20 protein-coding genes and 2 tRNA genes are annotated in these 16,037 nt (G+C 40.8%); 8 read left to right on the forward strand and 14 right to left on the reverse strand.

Annotated elements, in window-relative coordinates:
• The first annotated feature begins 18 nt into the window (after positions 1 to 18).
• The 3 genes from pth2 (at position 19) to C7391_RS06235 (ending at position 2,439) form a co-directional block, all read left to right on the forward strand.
• Positions 19 to 366, forward strand: coding sequence for a peptidyl-tRNA hydrolase Pth2 (gene pth2 / locus C7391_RS06225; RefSeq protein WP_133517682.1), 348 nt, complete (start codon positions 19 to 21; stop codon positions 364 to 366).
• Between the two features lie 114 nt (positions 367 to 480).
• Entirely contained in the window at positions 481 to 1,824 is a 1,344-nt protein-coding gene (gene truD / locus C7391_RS06230; protein WP_133517683.1) for a tRNA pseudouridine(13) synthase TruD, read from the forward strand.
• Between the two features lie 195 nt (positions 1,825 to 2,019).
• Entirely contained in the window at positions 2,020 to 2,439 is a 420-nt protein-coding gene (locus tag C7391_RS06235) for a hypothetical protein (protein ID WP_166627431.1), read from the forward strand.
• 129 nt (positions 2,440 to 2,568) lie between these two features.
• Here the strand turns inward: C7391_RS06235 and C7391_RS06240 are convergent, their stop codons facing one another.
• Together C7391_RS06240 and C7391_RS06245 are read right to left on the reverse strand one after the other, a co-directional pair.
• Positions 2,569 to 3,021, reverse strand: coding sequence for a protease inhibitor I42 family protein (locus C7391_RS06240; RefSeq protein WP_166627432.1), 453 nt, complete (start codon positions 3,019 to 3,021; stop codon positions 2,569 to 2,571).
• Positions 3,022 to 3,247: 226 nt separating this feature from the next.
• Entirely contained in the window at positions 3,248 to 4,054 is an 807-nt protein-coding gene (locus tag C7391_RS06245) for a protease inhibitor I42 family protein (protein ID WP_133517686.1), read from the reverse strand.
• A 665-nt stretch (positions 4,055 to 4,719) separates the two neighbouring features.
• Here C7391_RS06245 and C7391_RS06250 point away from each other — a divergent pair.
• Together C7391_RS06250 and C7391_RS08350 are read left to right on the forward strand one after the other, a co-directional pair.
• Positions 4,720 to 4,932: a hypothetical protein gene (locus tag C7391_RS06250; RefSeq protein ID WP_133517687.1), complete on the forward strand. Its 213-nt coding sequence runs from the start codon at positions 4,720 to 4,722 to the stop codon at positions 4,930 to 4,932.
• A 44-nt stretch (positions 4,933 to 4,976) separates the two neighbouring features.
• Positions 4,977 to 5,150 (forward strand): hypothetical protein, encoded by a 174-nt coding sequence (locus C7391_RS08350; protein ID WP_166627433.1) that lies wholly within the window; start codon positions 4,977 to 4,979, stop codon positions 5,148 to 5,150.
• Positions 5,151 to 5,182: 32 nt separating this feature from the next.
• Here the strand turns inward: C7391_RS08350 and C7391_RS06255 are convergent, their stop codons facing one another.
• The 8 genes from C7391_RS06255 to C7391_RS06290 form a co-directional block, all read right to left on the reverse strand.
• The gene (locus C7391_RS06255) at positions 5,183 to 5,461 is read right to left on the reverse strand and encodes a hypothetical protein (protein WP_133517688.1); all 279 of its coding nucleotides are present in this window, start codon (positions 5,459 to 5,461) and stop codon (positions 5,183 to 5,185) included.
• Between the two features lie 303 nt (positions 5,462 to 5,764).
• On the reverse strand, positions 5,765 to 6,304 hold the full coding sequence (locus tag C7391_RS06260) for a protease inhibitor I42 family protein (RefSeq protein WP_133517689.1): 540 nt from the start codon (positions 6,302 to 6,304) through the stop codon (positions 5,765 to 5,767).
• 220 nt (positions 6,305 to 6,524) lie between these two features.
• Positions 6,525 to 7,994, reverse strand: coding sequence for a proline--tRNA ligase (proS, locus tag C7391_RS06265; RefSeq protein ID WP_133517690.1), 1,470 nt, complete (start codon positions 7,992 to 7,994; stop codon positions 6,525 to 6,527).
• A 68-nt stretch (positions 7,995 to 8,062) separates the two neighbouring features.
• Positions 8,063 to 8,365: a Dabb family protein gene (locus tag C7391_RS06270; protein WP_133517691.1), complete on the reverse strand. Its 303-nt coding sequence runs from the start codon at positions 8,363 to 8,365 to the stop codon at positions 8,063 to 8,065.
• A gap of 154 nt (positions 8,366 to 8,519) precedes the next feature.
• A complete protein-coding gene (locus C7391_RS06275; protein WP_133517692.1) occupies positions 8,520 to 9,965 on the reverse strand; it encodes an MFS transporter in 1,446 nt (481 codons plus the stop codon).
• A 114-nt stretch (positions 9,966 to 10,079) separates the two neighbouring features.
• On the reverse strand, positions 10,080 to 10,922 hold the full coding sequence (locus C7391_RS06280) for a DUF7524 family protein (RefSeq protein ID WP_133517693.1): 843 nt from the start codon (positions 10,920 to 10,922) through the stop codon (positions 10,080 to 10,082).
• Positions 10,923 to 11,213: 291 nt separating this feature from the next.
• A complete protein-coding gene (locus tag C7391_RS06285) occupies positions 11,214 to 11,414 on the reverse strand; it encodes a Trm112 family protein (RefSeq protein WP_243726298.1) in 201 nt (66 codons plus the stop codon).
• A 10-nt stretch (positions 11,415 to 11,424) separates the two neighbouring features.
• Positions 11,425 to 12,120, reverse strand: a complete 696-nt coding sequence (locus C7391_RS06290) for a MarC family protein (RefSeq protein ID WP_133517694.1) — start codon at positions 12,118 to 12,120, stop codon at positions 11,425 to 11,427.
• 253 nt (positions 12,121 to 12,373) lie between these two features.
• Between C7391_RS06290 and C7391_RS06295 the strand changes: the two genes are divergently transcribed.
• Entirely contained in the window at positions 12,374 to 12,646 is a 273-nt protein-coding gene (locus C7391_RS06295) for a hypothetical protein (RefSeq protein WP_133517695.1), read from the forward strand.
• Between the two features lie 93 nt (positions 12,647 to 12,739).
• Here the strand turns inward: C7391_RS06295 and C7391_RS06300 are convergent, their stop codons facing one another.
• The 3 genes from C7391_RS06300 to C7391_RS06310 form a co-directional block, all read right to left on the reverse strand.
• Positions 12,740 to 13,948, reverse strand: a complete 1,209-nt coding sequence (locus C7391_RS06300) for a potassium channel family protein (RefSeq protein ID WP_133517696.1) — start codon at positions 13,946 to 13,948, stop codon at positions 12,740 to 12,742.
• 127 nt (positions 13,949 to 14,075) lie between these two features.
• On the reverse strand, positions 14,076 to 14,639 hold the full coding sequence (locus C7391_RS06305) for a magnesium transporter (RefSeq protein WP_223611016.1): 564 nt from the start codon (positions 14,637 to 14,639) through the stop codon (positions 14,076 to 14,078).
• Positions 14,636 to 15,253, reverse strand: coding sequence for a magnesium transporter (locus C7391_RS06310; protein WP_133517697.1), 618 nt, complete (start codon positions 15,251 to 15,253; stop codon positions 14,636 to 14,638). Before C7391_RS06310 ends, C7391_RS06305 begins: the two co-directional genes overlap by 4 nt.
• A 99-nt stretch (positions 15,254 to 15,352) precedes the next feature.
• Between C7391_RS06310 and C7391_RS06315 the strand changes: the two genes are divergently transcribed.
• Together C7391_RS06315 and C7391_RS06320 are read left to right on the forward strand one after the other, a co-directional pair.
• Positions 15,353 to 15,426, forward strand: a tRNA-Val gene (locus C7391_RS06315).
• A 115-nt stretch (positions 15,427 to 15,541) separates the two neighbouring features.
• Positions 15,542 to 15,615, forward strand: a tRNA-Val gene (locus tag C7391_RS06320).
• A gap of 36 nt (positions 15,616 to 15,651) precedes the next feature.
• On the opposite strand, the gene C7391_RS06325 is transcribed toward C7391_RS06320, so the two are convergent.
• On the reverse strand, positions 15,652 to 15,873 hold the full coding sequence (locus C7391_RS06325) for a hypothetical protein (protein ID WP_133517698.1): 222 nt from the start codon (positions 15,871 to 15,873) through the stop codon (positions 15,652 to 15,654).
• Positions 15,874 to 16,037: the final 164 nt, after the last annotated feature.

Here is a 16,037-nt window from a genome sequence, read left to right on the forward strand (position 1 = left end):
CGTATCAGAGGAAGAATCATGGGTGAATATAAACAAGTCATTGTCATGCGGACGGATTTAAAGCTGTCACCGGGGAAGCTGGCGGTTCAGGTTGCGCACGGTGCGGTATCGGCAGCAGACTGGACCGACAAAAGAGATTTAGACGCCTGGAAAGCCGGCGGGCAGAAAAAAGTTGTTCTCAAGGCGGCGAATCTTCAGGAATTGTTTGAGCTGAAAGAAAAAGCGCGCCGGGAAGGATTGCCGACGGCTCTTATTACGGATGCCGGACGAACAGAGATTGCACCCGGAACAATTACGGTGCTCGGCATCGGTCCCGCTCAAGAAGAGAAAATTGACAGAATTACGGGACATTTAAAAATGCTCTGACGCTGAAAAAGGCATAGCGATCACAATAAATACAGCGTAAACAGCGTAAACAGCGTAAACAGCAAATACAGCAAACATAGCAAACATAGCAAACATAGCAGTGATTCGATTATTATGACAAATATTCAAGTGCCCGATTTGGAAAAGGAAATCGGGATTAATCTTTATTCGACAACGACTCCGGGAGTCAACGGTATTCTCAGATATCGCCCGGCAGATTTTGTTGTCAAAGAAATTTCCAATTATCCTTATGAAGAAAATGACGTGATTGACAAAAACCGTAAATATTTGATGGTTGAAGTCACAAAAGAGAATTGGGACACCAATCACTTTTTAAAAGCGTATTCAAGCGCTCTCGGAATCAGTCATAAACGCATCACTTATGCGGGAACAAAAGACAAAAAAGCGGTCACGGTTCAGAAAATGAGCCTTTATGACGTTACGAAAGAGCAGATTGAAAATGTTCATCTCAAAGATATTTCTGTCCGTGTTCTCGGCCGTTCTCAGCAGCCCATCGGCCTCGGCGATTTGGAAGGCAACGAATTTCAAATTGTGATTCGGGATATTGATTTGGCTGAAACGGAAGCAAAAGACGCCGCCGAAAAAACAACCGCTGAAATTTTAAAAGCAGGCGGCGTCCCGAATTTCTTCGGCATTCAAAGATTCGGTTCCCGAAGACCGGTGACGCATCATGTCGGTGCTGATCTTTTGGCCGGCGATTTGGAAAAAGCAATTATGCGCTACATTTCTGAAGTTTATCCGGATGAGCCTGAAGAAACCAAAGAGGTTCGCCGCTACATCGCGGAAACCGGGGATCTGAAAGGCGGCGTTTTGAAGTTTCCCGATTATTTGGGACATGAAAAAGCGCTTCTCAATCATTTGATTGCCCGTCCCGGCGATTTCAAAGGCGCGTTCATGATTCTTCCAAAAAATCTGTACACGATGTTTATTCATGCTTACCAGTCGTGGCTTTTCAATCGTATTATTTGCGAACGTTTGAAAAGCGGACTCACGCTCAATCAGGCCGTTGTCGGCGATATTGTCTGCTATCGCGCCAAAGACAAAACACCCGATCCCGCCCGATTGGAAAAGGTCGACGAAGACAACATTGACGGTATCAATGGTCTTTTAAAACGCAAGCGCGCTTTTATTACGGCACCTCTTTTCGGCTCCGAAACCCCGCTTGCCGACGGCATTCCAGGTGAAATCGAGCGAAAATTGATTGAAGAAACGGGCTTTAAACCTGAAGACTTTAAAGTGCCGGCTTTCCCTGAAGTTGCCTCCCGCGGTCTTCGAAAAGAGATCTTATTAGAAGTCGAGCCGCGCGTCGAAATCGCAACGGATGAGTTGATTGACGGCAAAACAAAAATGACGCTTGAATTCAAATTGCCTAAAGGAAGTTACGCGACAACGGTTTTAAGAGAATATATGAAAACAAATCCGCTCAAAATGAGCTGATTGTTTTTCTTTTTTTGATTTTTTGTTTTATTTTTTGTTTTATTTTTTGTTTTATTTTTTGTTTTATTTTCTTTTTTGTTTTATTTTCTTTTTCTTTTTTGAATTTTAAAGAAATGAACATCCTTTTTTTAAAAAAATAAATAAAACCCCAAACAACCGCCCGCTAATTTTCGATTTTGAATGGAGCGAAGCGGAATGAAAAATCGGAAATTTGCGGATTCGTACCCAGCCGATACAGCAAAAATCGAAAAGCGTTTTTCAAATTTATTTATTCTCTGCATCGGTCTGCTTTGTCACGACGTTTGCTTTGTTGTGCTGTCTGCTTTGCTGTCTGCTTTGCTGTTTGCTTTGCTGTTTGCTTTACTGTTTGCTTTGCTGTTTGCTTTACTGTTTGCTTTACTGTTTGCTTTGCTGTTTGCTTTACTGTTTGCTTTACTGTTTGCTTTACTGCCTGTGTCTGCTTTGCTGTCTGCATCTACTTCTTTTTATGACAGCCGTTCGCTTCGCGAACGTGGGCACTGTTACCTTACAGTTTGCTTTGCCGCTGTCCATGGTCGCGCTGCTGTCGCCGATACCACTACTGCACCACCGCCGATACCACTGCGCCACCGCTGACACGCTACTGCGCCGCCGCTCTAACAACTCGCTTATCTCAAAATAAAAATAAAAAAAGTGTACTCGGGTTTGAAAATATTATGAAATTTGAATCATTTGTGCGTACACTGCTGATTCTCATTCCTTTCTTTATTTTTCATAAATCCGAAGCGACATGTCTTCTTCGTCTACATAAACGGTCAATGTGTGTTTTGTAATGGTTTTGCCGTTATGATCGTATGAAAATGTCACGGTCGCAACGCCCGGGCTGACGCTTTGCAATACCCATTTGTGATATCCCAAATCGTTGAAAATGTAATCGTCGGGAACATAAGCGTTTTCTGTCATTCTTAAAACGCCTGCAGGTTCAATGCCGACAGACCAGCGTTGTTCGGGGATTTCACGAAGACGAATCTGAACATTTGTATGTTCGCGGTTGAACATTTTTTGCATCGGCGCGGAATTGTACGGATCTCCTTTATCTCCTGCAATAGTATCTTTGATATTTGAAAGACAACCCGACAAAGGAACAAGAAGACATAGACATAAAATCAAAATAAGTAAAATAAATACCCCTGCGCTTCTTTTCATAATAGAACCCATCCTATTTTTAACCCGGTATTTGTCGGCATATTTATCGGCATGAACCGACAAACCGATAAACTGTTTTATTTTGTAACATAATATTTATTTTTGAATATAAACTTATGTTAAAAATTTATTACTAAATAGAATGTATTCTTAATTTATTAAATCTGAAAAAGGAAATAGAAAAGAAAATAAAAAGAAAATGCGAAAAAATCGCATCCTCTTTTTGTTATTTTATTGATCAGTTGACAGTGTCAAAGCTGATGGCACGGATTTCAACAGTGTTGTCTGAATTTGTTTTCAGATCAAAGGTTGCTGTTTCTGTTGTGCTGCTGTTTTCAAAAGATCTGTTGTGGTCGAAAACCAAAGAAACTGTGCCTGCTTTTAAGCTTGCGAATTCCCAGGTGTGAACGCCGGGTGTGCCTGCTGCGTCAGTGGCGGGTGCGTCAAAATGGTCAGCTGTCATGTTCAAAACGTCAGACGGCTTCATTGTAATGTTCCAGCTGTAACCGGTTGTCGGGTTTTCCGTGAACATCATTTTAATGACGGTGTCATTCTTTTCAAGCGTTGCGTTTTTGGCAATCGGCAAAAGGTTGCCGGTCGGGGTTGAAACAGATAAAATCTCAACAGTGTTGTTCTGGTGAACCTGAATCACGTAGGTCAAATCTTCAACGGTTGAACCGTCTTCAAAAGATCTTTCATACTTGAAGTTTAAAGAAACTGTTCCGGGTGCTTCTGCTTTGTATGCGAATGTCTGAACGCCGGATGCGCCGGGTCTGTCAGGCGTTGCGGTGTTGTTGATTGTTTCGTTCAAAATGCCTGCTTTATCGGGTGTTACATCCCAGATGTAGCCTGTAGACGGATTTGCCGTAAATTCGAATTTAACGGTCGTGTCATTTTCAGTTAACGTCACATTTTTGTAAAAGTGAGTCGGGTCGACAGTGGTGTTGTTTTCTGTTTCGTTACCGTCATTACTGCCGAGGCAGCCTGAAAAAGCAACCGCTAAAACGAGACCGACCAAAATCAATAATTTTGTTAAGTTTTTCAAAGATATCCCCTCTGATTCATTTAATAAATTGAAATCTATTCAAGAAGATTTGAATAAAAATCAGAATATAATTATCGCATTTCCCCTATATAAATCAAATCGTAATATTATCTTGACAGATTAAGATTTTAAAAAAAGATAAAAAGAGATTTAAGAATTTAAATGATTGATATGAAATATTAAAATATAAATGGTAAAATAAAAATTGAAATAAAACGAAAATGGTTTTGTGTAAAAAGTCCAATCTGTGTAAAAAGTCCATAAGAATAACAGTTTTCTAATTTGATAATGTAGAAAACTCTCCAAAAATAAAGATAGATTTATTATTTAACAACCATATTCTAAAATTCATGGGATTGGGCGATGAAGAAAATAATCATAGCAATAGAATCGAAAGAGATACAAAATTTTATTGCCAATTAAAATAGGTTGGCGACATAGGATTTCAAACAGAAGACAATAGAGAAAAGAATATAGTACAGCAATCTAATGCAATTTTAACAATTATATCAATTTATTCATTGGTAGTTTTGTATGTAATTTCATTTAAAATTTTTAATTTGGATGGATGTCGTTTAATTTTACTCTTGGTTTTGGTATATATATGCATAATATTATGCCTTATCTATGCTGCCAAGACACAACTTGATAATCAGCGAGTTGATATGGGAACTATAGAAGAAATGGATGAGGAATACATGAAAGCTTTGGGGGAAGGAATCCCTCTTGAAGAATTATATCTTGCAGACTCAAATCGAATTCATATATATCGAAGAGAAATAAACGATATAAGAAATAAGTATATATTCAAAGCTTACATATTCCTTATCATATCAATATGCATCCCATTAATATTAGGTGTAATTTATGTATTATAGGATTTGTTTTGGGAAAGCATAAAAAATGCATTAGGAGGGATAATATGAGATTTATGAAAACTAAAGGTGTCATTTATAAGTACGATGATAGTAAAATCTCTAAAATCGAACCCGAAAAAATTAAACCTGATGAAATCAAAGTGACCAAAATTGATTATACTCGTAAAAGTCCAAGCATGACAACATATAATCCAATAAGTGGAAGACATAAAATATAAGATTTAATTGTAATTGGATGTGATTAAGAAATTTATCTCCATCTTTTATTTTTTGGAACACAGACATCAATCGTTTTATCTTCGTCGTTATAACTTCCCTCAACTGTTTCACAACCGATATATATGTCCTTATATTCTGAATAACTGACCGTTTTTATGGTATTTTCTTCTTCAAGAACTGTTCTGTTCTTGCATTTTGAACATTCTGAATTTTCAATTTCTTTTTTCTTCTTTTGAACCTCTTCTTTATTTCCAGGAATTTCTACTGTGACTATATGTCCGCAGAGTGCATGAATATTGTATTTCGTCATATTTTACATAAAATATGCTTTTGAGATAAATGTTTTGAAATTATATTTTACATGAAAAAGGGTGTTGTGTAAAAAGTAATTAATTTGTGTATAAAGTCGTGAAAAAAATCGACTTTTTACACAAAGCCAACGAAAATAAAAAATTGAAATAAAATGAAAAAAATGGAAAAAAACGAACTAAAAATGAAAATAAAAACGAACTAAAAATGAAAATAAAAATGAACTAAAAATGGAAATAAAAATAAAATAAAAACGAAAAAAGATTAAAAAAGCAAAAAGCAGATTTGAAATCCGCTTTTTTTCTTAAAGGCGTTCATGTAAAACGCTGATGATACTGATTTCGCCGGCATTATTGACTTCAATAATGTAAATCAGATTATTAATTGATTTTCCGGTTTCTTCAACGATATAATTAAAATTCATAATTGTTTTTCCGGGCCCGATTGATTCAAAAACCCAGACATGAATGCCCGGATATGTTTCGGGAGCATTTTCCGGAGTGACGTGTTCATCGGTTTCAATCGATAAAACCGTTCTCGGCTCCATTATTAATTCCCATTTGTCACCCGTTGAGCTTTCATCAAAAACGAAAACAACCGATTTTTTATCATCCGAAACTCTAACCTGTTTTGTTAAATAAGCGGATGCATTATCCGGCACATAAGACGTGTTATTGATCGGATTCGCAGGTGTACTGAACTGATCCGTGAGGTTTGACGTATTATTTGTGTCATTAATTGTTTTGTTTGTTGTGTTGGTACCGTCATCGGATGTTAAACATCCGGTGGCGGCAACAGCTAAGATCAAACATACAAAAATGAATGCCTGAACTATTTTTTTCATGTAAACCACTCCTGTAAACAGTAACACATTAGAACCTATAGAATAAATATTTTATTCAATTATAAAAATATATTTTAATTAAAAAAGTTTATGAATACTCAATTAATTCAAATAAACGTTTTAAAAAAGAAATGGAGAATGCAAACGATATTCACATTCTCTTTCAAAGTAAGAAATCAGTGCACAGGACAGTGCACAAGACAGTATACAGAATAAGAAATCAGTACATTTTAGCAATGTAAACCGTTTGATCGGCCTCTTTTCCGCATCCGGGACATTTGCCTTTCTTGATTTCTGTTTCCAAATTCGGTGTTCCGAGAATGCTGCCGTTCGTTTCTTCTTCGATTTTCATGCCGCATTCTTCACAGCCGCACCACGGAAGCGTGGCAACGCCTTTGCCGATTTGAGCAACGACTTCTTCCACCGTTTCGCACGGCACAATCATCGCGTTCATCTTTTCTTCAGCGGTTGTGTACAAATCGTCTGCCATCTGTTTCAATTCAGCACCAACCGTTTCGGCAATGCCGTCTAAAGAAACGAATTGTTTTTCGCCTTTGTCTCTTCTGACCAAAACGGCTGAATTCTTTTCCAAATCACGAGGACCGATTTCAATTCTGAGACAGCTGCCTTTGAGTTCCCATTTGTAATATTTAGCACCGGGGCGCATGTCGCTGGCATCCATTTCAACGCGAAGTCCGGTTTTTCTGAGGGATTCGACAACATCATTGCACGCTTTCATGACGGCTTCTGTCGTGTCTTTGAACAAGACGGGAATGACGACAACCTGAATCGGCGCGACAGCCGGCGGTAACACCAATCCTTTGTCATCACCGTGAACGGAAATCAACGCCGCAATCGAACGCTCGGAAATGCCGTAGCAGGTCTGGTTGGCGTATTCCTGTTCACCTTCTGCGTTTTCATATGTAATGTCATATGTTTTGGCGAAGTTGGTTCCGAGATGGTGAACCGTTCCGATCTGAAGGGTTTTGCCGTCCGGCATAATCGTATCAAGCGCGATTGTGTAATCGCCGCCCGGGAATTTGTCCCAGTCGGGGCGTTTTGAAATCAAAACAGGAACTGAAAGCTGTCTGTAAATGTCAGTGTATAAGCCGACAGCTTCATCCACTTGATTTTTCGCATCATCCCAAGTCGCGTGAACAGTGTGCGCTTCTTTAAATGACGTGATTTCACGCAGACGAATCAGCGGGCGGGTGTGTTTTGTTTCATGACGGAATGTGTTCACCACTTGATAGAGTTTCAGCGGGAGGTCGGCGTGAGAGCGGATCCAAAGCTGATACATCGGATAAATCGCGGTTTCACTGGTCGGGCGAAGTGCCAAACGAACATCTAAAGGCGTTACGCCGCCGTGCGTCACCCAAAAAACTTCATCTTCAAAGCCTTTGATGTGGTCGGCTTCTTTCATGAATTCTGTTTCCGGAATTAAAAGCGGGAACAATGTTTCTTCGTGTCCGGAATTATCCATCACGTCGCGGATAATGTTGTAAACGCGTTTTCGAATGCCGAATCCGAACGGGTACCAAACATAAAGACCCTTAACGGGATAACGGACATCCATAATCTGTCCGATGTCAATGATTGAATTAAACCATTCACTGAATTCTGATTTGGGAGGCAAAACCGCCTCTTTGCCGGCATCGTTTTTACCGGTTTCTTTTTTGTTTTCTGCCATAAATTCACCTGATTATTGAAAATGAAATTTGAAATAAAATTGAATAAAAATAAAATTTAAATGAAGAATCAGAACTCAAAATCAATTGACGCCCTGCTTTCTACGACTTTTTTGACGTAAATTGCGACATCTTCGTGAAGCGGATTTTTCTGATATGCGTATAATGCGTTTTCTGATTCAAATTCGGCAATCAGAGACAGGTTATAATTGCCGGCAATATCCAATGTGTTTGAGTGAACCTCAATGCTTTTAATTTCGGGAATCTGACTGTAAAGTCCTTCCAGACGCTCTTTAATAATCACAGCATTTTCTGCGGCAGATTTTCCTTCCGCTTCGGGTTTCAAAATCCATAAAACAATGTGTTTAATCATGTTCTGACAGAACGGTTTTTTGGTATATATAAATGTTCGGCTATTGCTTCATAATTTTTGATGTTGCTGTTTTCTATGACGCCGCCGCGTGTGTGGACCAACCCGAATTTTAAAAATTTGGAATCAGATTCTCCTTTTCATAAAATAAAAAGAATTAAAGGGCGTCGCAAATTTCTTCTTCCCGCACCGTCGCCCCTCTCAAATAAGACAAAACTGCGCCGGCCAAACACAAAACAATGCCGATGTAAAAAGTAATCTGCATGGCGGTAAGGAAAAGCGGTATCGTATCTTCCCGAATCATTTCGGTGCTGCCGAGGAATATTGAAATAACGCACATGGCAATGGCCATTGATAAAACCATTCCGGATTGGCGCATGACAGATAAGGAAGCACTTGCGCTGCTGTAATCTTTGCGGCTGACGCATCCCATAATCGCGGATGTGTTCGGAGACGCGAAGAACGCGAAACCGATGCCGATGATAATTTGGTAAACAATTATCTGCCAAATTTCAGAGTCGGCGGTCAATGTTGACAAAAGAAGAAGGCCGACTGCAAGCAGGACCATGCCGAATGTGGAGAGGTAGCGGCTGTCCATTCTGTCGGAAAGTTTGCCGACGAAGGGGGAAAATACGGCTTGAAGCAGCGGCTGCGCCAAAAGAATCAAACCCGCTGTTCCGGCCGGCAAATGAAGGATGCGCTGCAAATACAAACTGAGGAAGAATACGATTGCGTATGTGCCGGCATAATTTAAAAAGGCGGCGAAATTGGAGCGGGAGAAGTGCTTATTCGTAAAGAAAAGCCGAATTTGCATAATCGGATACGTTTGTTTTTTGGTGTAGTAAATGAAAACAGGGAGCGCGGCAAGTCCGACCGCGAGAGAAATAAACGCCCATGTTTCCGGTAAATTGCTGAGCCCGAAAAGAACAAAGAAAATTGTGATCATATAAAGCAACGCGCCGATTTTGTCAAAGGGTTCGCCTTTGCCTTCTATGAATTCGATTTTCAGCGCGCGGTAAACCAAGACGGTAGCAACGGCAGCCAACGGAATCAACAGCAAAAAGAGACTGCGCCATCCGAATGTTTGTGTCATGATGCCGCCGATAACCGGACCGAGCGAGGAGCCGATGTAAACAACAGCGACGTTAATCCCGAAAACGGAACCGCGTTTGGAGGCGGGGTAAATGGAGCTGAGAATTGGAAGAGACGTTCCGAAAACGCAGGCCATTGCAATGCCATCTACGGCTCGAAGGAGAATTAAAATTTCAAAACTCGGCGAGAAGAGTTGACAAACGGCTGAGAAGGTGGCGATGCACATTCCGATTAAAAATATTTTTTTCCGCCCGACCAAATCGGAGATTCGCGCCATCGGCACCAGGAACAGAACAGACGAGAAGAGGTAAGCGGTTGACACCCACCCGAGCGCGTGTGTGCTGACGCCGAACGTTGCGCCGATCTCAGGCAGGGACAAATTCAGCATGGACGCGCCAAACGGTGTCATGAAAGACGCTAAAGAAATGCCGATGAGCACCAGACGTCTCTGTTCGGGCGTTAATGACGGCGTGTTTCCGGAATCCTGTGAGGCTGAAGCTGTCGCTGACATTTGGAATTGTCACCTGAAATAAATTTAAAATAAAAATTTAAAATAAAAAAATTAAATCATAAAAAACAATAAAAGGAGAGGACAAACCGGAAAGGTTTATGCCTCATTCCTCAATCAGTTGGCATTCGTTCTTTTCAAAAACATGGATAAGAGAAGAACGATGAAAACGATGAAACCGCCTGTAATCAACGCTAAAATGACGGTTTGATCGAAGTTGAAAATGGAATTAATATCTGTAATTTGAATGTAAACAAACATTGCAACCAAAATCGCAATCAATATGACCGATACAAAGAATGAGACTTTTTCGGCGGTTGAAAGCGGCGCAATCGGTTTGCTGGGTTTGTATTTCTCGGAATTGGATGATGATCGGGTAGACCAGCCTTCTTTTTTGGCCTTGTTTTCATTCCAGTCCTTTTTCACGGAAAAAGACGGTTTTTGCTTTTTCGGCTTTGTTTCGTCTTCATCATCGTCATCAATGATAAGTTGCGCGCGTTCGGGAACAGACGGAATCATCGGACCTTCCGCGCGATAAATGTCGCCGGCCGGATTGTTTGTGACGCGTTCGCCTGATAAATCGCCGGATTCGGAAAGAATCGAAGCGCGGACTTTATCGGAACCGACGGACAGTTTAAATCCTTTCTTTTGAGCGCCGTAACCTGTTATAACATAAAACATACCTTCTGCCGCCTGCTTGGCGTTGTAAGGAATGCGGATGACGATGCGGACATATTCATTGTTTTGAATATGGTGTTTGCTCGGCACCAAAATCAGATAATCGCGAATTGAATCGTCAGGTAAAAACGTAATGTGCGTCGGTGAAGCAAAGTTTTTAATAAATATTTGAAACTCGCGATCTTCACCTTTGTAAAGCGGAACTTCAATCTCATTGTATTTGAACTCGATCGAGTCTAAATTTTGGCGCCCGATGTAGATATCTTGAAGTACTTCTTTCATTTAATTCTCTCCGAATCGGATAAATGTGTGCATAATTTGAATGGTTGATGTTTCCTATTATACTTTTATGAGTTAATAAAATTATTCATCATTTTGTTTTTTGATACAGTTGCCTTTTCAAAATTTATTTGAACTGTTTGGTGAAAGTTATGAATGACAGATTTTTGAGTGACAAACTCGAGTGACAGACTTTTGGGTGACAAATTTGAGTGACAGGACTTTTGGGCGACAAATTTGAATGACAGACTTTTGGGTGACAAATTTGAATGACAGACTTTGGATGACAGGTTTTTATGAAAATGTCTCTCTCAATTCAGGCGGCAGCATATTTGCAATTTTATTTTCAATCGGGTAGTAAATGCCGCATTTTTCGCAATACAAATTCCCGGAAATGATTTCATCTTCTGTTTCAATTTCCGGCTTTGCCGTTAATTTTCCGCGGCATCCCGGGCAAACCAATATGGAAAGCGTTTCTTTTTTCATAATTCTCATCTAATCAATATCATCTAATTAATGTCTTTACAACAGCGACGGTTGCGTTCAGCGGTTCCAAAAATTCCGAAAACAAGTTTCTCAGCATCTTCATGATATAATTTTCAAGGCCTGTCATAATCATGCCGACTGCGATTGCCGAAAGCAGCAGTCCGAGAAGACGTGTAAACACAAGCATTCCTGTGTAACTGAGGCGCTTGCTAATGGCTTCTGAGGAGCGGAACATAAGGTAAGCAATCGAATAGACCAAAACGATTGCAACCAAGACGAGGAGAATGCCCCAAATGTCCTGACCGCCGGTTAAAACAATCACGGTTGAAATTGTACCCGGGCCGGATAAAAGCGGAATCGCAATCGGGAATACCCAAAAATCCTTGTCATTCGATTCGGCGATTTCCGTGGACGAAACAATCGGATTGACCTTTGCCGTCATCATATTGAAGCCGACGGAAAGCAGAATAATGCCGCCTGCAATTCGAAGCGCGTCAATGCTGATATTAAACAGATTCAGAACCAAGGATCCGGCGATCGCAAAGAAAAGTGCCATTCCCATTGCCAGCAAAATTGATTTTTTAGCGTATTGGTTCTTGGACTTCTGCTGATAACCGCTGGTCATCGACATAAAAGTAAATAAACCGCTGAGCGGGTTAACGATTACGAAAACAGCAGTAAAAGCAACAATAAAAGTTGTAATGATGTGTTCCATTTTTCGTCACCAATTTTTCATATTTAACATTTCTCTTTAACTGAACCATTTGGTAATATATAAAAGTAAGGTGCTGCTGATTTAAATTACTTCAATAAGATTATTTTATGCGCACCGACTATCAAAATAATTAGAAAGGGTTAAATAATGGCTTGAATAAAGCAAACTCTATAAAATGGGAAATATATATCCTGTTTTATATTCAATATGCTATACATAGATATACAACGCATAAATTTTAGGAGGATACTATATGACTGGTGAATGGAAAATTGAAGATAATCCGGCATGCAATTTACCCCAAAAATTAGCTACAGGATTTACTCAGGCGTTTGAAGGACTTGTCGGAGCATCATACAAACCCACATTGTATATTGCATCGCAACTTGTTGCGGGAACGAACTACATGCTCATTTGTGAACAAAAACTGATGACTAATCCGCCCCATTTGGGCTATGTCAAAGTTGTTTTGCATGAAGATTTAAACGGTCATTTCTCAATTATGAGCATTGACAAAATTATTTAAACGTCTGCAATTTCGAAAAATGTAATGAGCCTTTCTGTCAGTTAGTCTCATTACATTTTTTAGTAAATTACATTTTTATTATTTTTATTACAATTACATATTCACCGGACATGAGCACATTTCAAGAAGCGCTTCTTCGCCGGAACGAGAGCCGCGGGCGATGAGTACATCATTTTCCTGAATCGTAATTTTTCCGCTGACGGAATAAATCCAGCGATTTTCTCTTTTAATTGCCAAAACGTGAATGCCGGTTTCGGTTTCCAAACGCAGTTCTTTCAGCGTTTTTCCAATAATCGGGGAGCAGTCGGCGACTTCAACTTTAATGATGACTTCATCGGATTCGCGAACGGCCATTGCGATAATCGGGTGAAGCTCGATTTCACGAACGACAGGATCTGCAATGTCGGAAGCGGCGTTTGAAATTTTCTCCGACGCGCTTGAAAAGATCAAAAGGCTTTTGTAATCCGTCAAATCTTCACCTTCGGCGGCAGAAGCGGCGGCTTCCAAAACCAAATCTTGGACCGCGTATTTCATTTCATCCAAATGCTGTTCAATTGCCTGAACTTCGTGCGCAATGTCTTTGTTGTTGAGCAAAAGCGCGGAATACGCTAAGCCGACTGAGAGTTCGCACATGTTTTTCATTTCAACAATGATGTCAATAGACTGGTCGAATTCTGCCGGGTCGCTGTAGTCGATGACTTTTCTCGGCGTATAAATTTTGTTCGTTGCTTTCTTGAAGAAAATCGGAACGCCTTCATCATGACCGCGAGCGATTAAAACATCGCCTTGACGGAGGCGGGTTTCGCTGTTGGGCGCGTAAATCCATTCGGAATTGCGGCGCATGGCAATGATCCACATACCGCTTTCAATGTCAAGTTCCAAATCGCCGAGCGTTTGGCCGACCATTTCGGATTCTTCATTCAAGCGAACTTTGACAATTGTTTCATTCGCGTTTCTGAGCGCGACTTTCAGTCTGTCCGGGATGGAAATGTCCATTAAAACGCATTTTGAAATTTCCATGGCGGCGTTGGCAATGTATTCGGATGCGGCGGCAACTTCTAATACGCCGAGAAGCTGTTCCGCTTCTTCAATGCGGCGTGTGCTTAAAATTGCGCCCATTTTGATTTGGTAATCAAGCATATCCATGTTTTCTTCCAAATGCATCACTTCTTCGGCGATGTCTTCGTCGTCGTAAATCATCGCCGAGTAAGCCAAATCAACCATCAGTTCCGATGTATCTTTCATTTCAACGAGCAATTCCTTCAAATTGCGCGGTTTATATTGATATCGATTTTTTGCCATACAGTCCTAAACATCCTTTTTTTGATTTCCGTAAAGTTGCCGTTTCAAGACGGCGCTTAATGTCTTTTTAATGTATTCGATTTTAATTTGAATGTAAATTTATTGATAATTTTGAATTATTTTTTGATTAGATAACAATCAAGCCGAAAACAACGATTGCAATCATGATACCGATAACACCGACCAAGTCACCCATGCTGGCAACAATCGGAATCACGACATCATCGGGATCAATTCCGATTTTATGAGACAAAGCCGAAAAGGCGACGGCAACCGTGTAAACAATGATAATGTCCAACAGAACGACAATGAAGCTGACACCGAAAATCAATGCCGCCGATGTGCCGTATCCGAGAATAATGTTGATTAAATAAACAATAATGCTGACAAAGAGAGATGAGATGACAGCCACGATAATTGCGGCAATCACACTGTTTCTGACAACCGGATTGTTGAGAATTCTCTGACTTAAACCGAGGTGGAAAGCTGAAGAGAGGCGGGAGCCGAGCATGCTTCCCGTGTCGCCGCCGATTTTAAGCAAAACAGGCATCAGAATCAGAAGCGTCGGATATTCAATCAAAATATCTTCTTGGTAACCGAGGAGCAAGCCGACGATAATTGCCATAAAACATGTCGCGATCAGAATCGGGAGGCCGCCTTTGACGAGTCCTTTGACGGTATAATAACTCATATCATCAACACCAGCCTGGCGAATACGAAAATCATCGCGACTGAGATGATATCGCCGATTGTCGCAATGGAAGGCGTGACGACATTGTCGGGATCAAACCCGAAGCGGAACGCGCCGATTGAAAGATAAACAGAAATGAATGAAAGAATTAAGCCGGAAAAAAATCCGGACATGAGTGAAATCAGAACCAAGTTGAAAAGTCCCGCGCTTCCGAATCCTAAGAATACGGAAACGAAGTGCCCGAGAAATCCTAAGAAAATAGAAATAATAACCGTCAGAACCATGGAGCCGAGAATGTTGTTGGTGAGTTCGCGGTTTTTGTAGTCGATTTTTGTAATCAGACCCATGTGAATCGCGCTTCCCAATCGGGAGCCGAGGGTGGATGAAATATTGCCGCGCAGTCCCATGACGCCGGGAATAATCACGATGAGGCCGGGAATCAGCTCCAGTTCATTTGTCATGCCTGATAAAATAACGCCTGAAATAATGCCGCCGACAACTGCAACCAATTCAAAAGGCAACGCCTCTTTGACAATTGAGGTAACGCTGGCATATTCTCCCAAGTATTGCTCAACGTATTCGGCTTCCGCGTCTTCGCGTTCACGGTGAGGCATAAATACGTATTAAGAGAGCAAAAACATATAAATGCTGTTATATCGGATTCGATTTTAGAAGAAACCTATTTATAGGAAGTTTCCGTTTTTTTCGAAGTTGGGCTCGTGGTCTAGATGGTCATGACACCGCCTTTACACGGCGGAGGTCCTGAGTTCGAATCTCAGCGGGCCCATGAAACATATTACAGAAACTGCAGAACATATTGCATTTGAACGGCGGGAAATGTATAAAAACAAAAACGCCGATTTATGTTCAGCTTACTTTTAATTTATTGTTATTACTTCCGTGGGCTCGTGGTCTAGACGGTTATGACGTCGCCCTCACATGGCGGAGGTCCTGAGTTCGAATCTCAGCGGGCCCATTCTTTTTCATTCTTTCACTCTTTTTTTCATACTTTTTATTTTGATTTCTGATCTGATCGCTCTTTTTTTGATATTTTGAAAACCATTCGTCCGGTTTGTGTTATTTTTGAAAAACGGTGCGGTTCGCGCGCGGCGGTGTGGTTGTCGGTAGCGGCAGTGTTAACGCAGCCGGCGGATAGCAGCAGCAATGCAGATGGTGGGTAGCAACAGCCCCGTTCGCGCAAGCGAACGGATGTGATAATAAAGAGCAAATGCACACGGCAAAGTCAACGCATGTGGAAAAGTTTGGACATGCAGCAAAGTAGAAGAAAAGAAGAAAGAGTGTATTGTTTTTGCTGTATCGGCTGAGTACGAATCCGCAAATTTCCGTTTTCTCTCTTCACTCCGTTCAGGTCGAAAACGTAAATTAGCGGACGGTTGA

This window comes from Methanimicrococcus blatticola (genome assembly GCF_004363215.1).
Taxonomy (GTDB): Archaea; Halobacteriota; Methanosarcinia; order Methanosarcinales; family Methanosarcinaceae; genus Methanimicrococcus; species Methanimicrococcus blatticola.

Coding starts and splice junctions, on each gene's coding strand:
- C7391_RS06275 (WP_133517692.1), bottom strand. CDS start 9,965: ATGTCAGCGACAGCTTCAGCCTCACAGGATTCCGGAAACACGCCGTCA.
- C7391_RS06300 (WP_133517696.1), bottom strand. CDS start 13,948: ATGGCAAAAAATCGATATCAATATAAACCGCGCAATTTGAAGGAATTG.
- C7391_RS06270 (WP_133517691.1), bottom strand. CDS start 8,365: ATGATTAAACACATTGTTTTATGGATTTTGAAACCCGAAGCGGAAGGA.
- C7391_RS06235 (WP_166627431.1), top strand. CDS start 2,020: ATGAAAAATCGGAAATTTGCGGATTCGTACCCAGCCGATACAGCAAAA.
- C7391_RS08350 (WP_166627433.1), top strand. CDS start 4,977: ATGAGATTTATGAAAACTAAAGGTGTCATTTATAAGTACGATGATAGT.
- proS (WP_133517690.1), bottom strand. CDS start 7,994: ATGGCAGAAAACAAAAAAGAAACCGGTAAAAACGATGCCGGCAAAGAG.
- C7391_RS06305 (WP_223611016.1), bottom strand. CDS start 14,639: ATGAGTTATTATACCGTCAAAGGACTCGTCAAAGGCGGCCTCCCGATT.
- C7391_RS06285 (WP_243726298.1), bottom strand. CDS start 11,414: ATGAGAATTATGAAAAAAGAAACGCTTTCCATATTGGTTTGCCCGGGA.
- pth2 (WP_133517682.1), top strand. CDS start 19: ATGGGTGAATATAAACAAGTCATTGTCATGCGGACGGATTTAAAGCTG.
- C7391_RS06250 (WP_133517687.1), top strand. CDS start 4,720: ATGGGAACTATAGAAGAAATGGATGAGGAATACATGAAAGCTTTGGGG.
- C7391_RS06255 (WP_133517688.1), bottom strand. CDS start 5,461: ATGACGAAATACAATATTCATGCACTCTGCGGACATATAGTCACAGTA.
- C7391_RS06260 (WP_133517689.1), bottom strand. CDS start 6,304: ATGAAAAAAATAGTTCAGGCATTCATTTTTGTATGTTTGATCTTAGCT.
- C7391_RS06280 (WP_133517693.1), bottom strand. CDS start 10,922: ATGAAAGAAGTACTTCAAGATATCTACATCGGGCGCCAAAATTTAGAC.
- C7391_RS06240 (WP_166627432.1), bottom strand. CDS start 3,021: ATGGGTTCTATTATGAAAAGAAGCGCAGGGGTATTTATTTTACTTATT.
- truD (WP_133517683.1), top strand. CDS start 481: ATGACAAATATTCAAGTGCCCGATTTGGAAAAGGAAATCGGGATTAAT.
- C7391_RS06310 (WP_133517697.1), bottom strand. CDS start 15,253: ATGCCTCACCGTGAACGCGAAGACGCGGAAGCCGAATACGTTGAGCAA.
- C7391_RS06295 (WP_133517695.1), top strand. CDS start 12,374: ATGACTGGTGAATGGAAAATTGAAGATAATCCGGCATGCAATTTACCC.
- C7391_RS06290 (WP_133517694.1), bottom strand. CDS start 12,120: ATGGAACACATCATTACAACTTTTATTGTTGCTTTTACTGCTGTTTTC.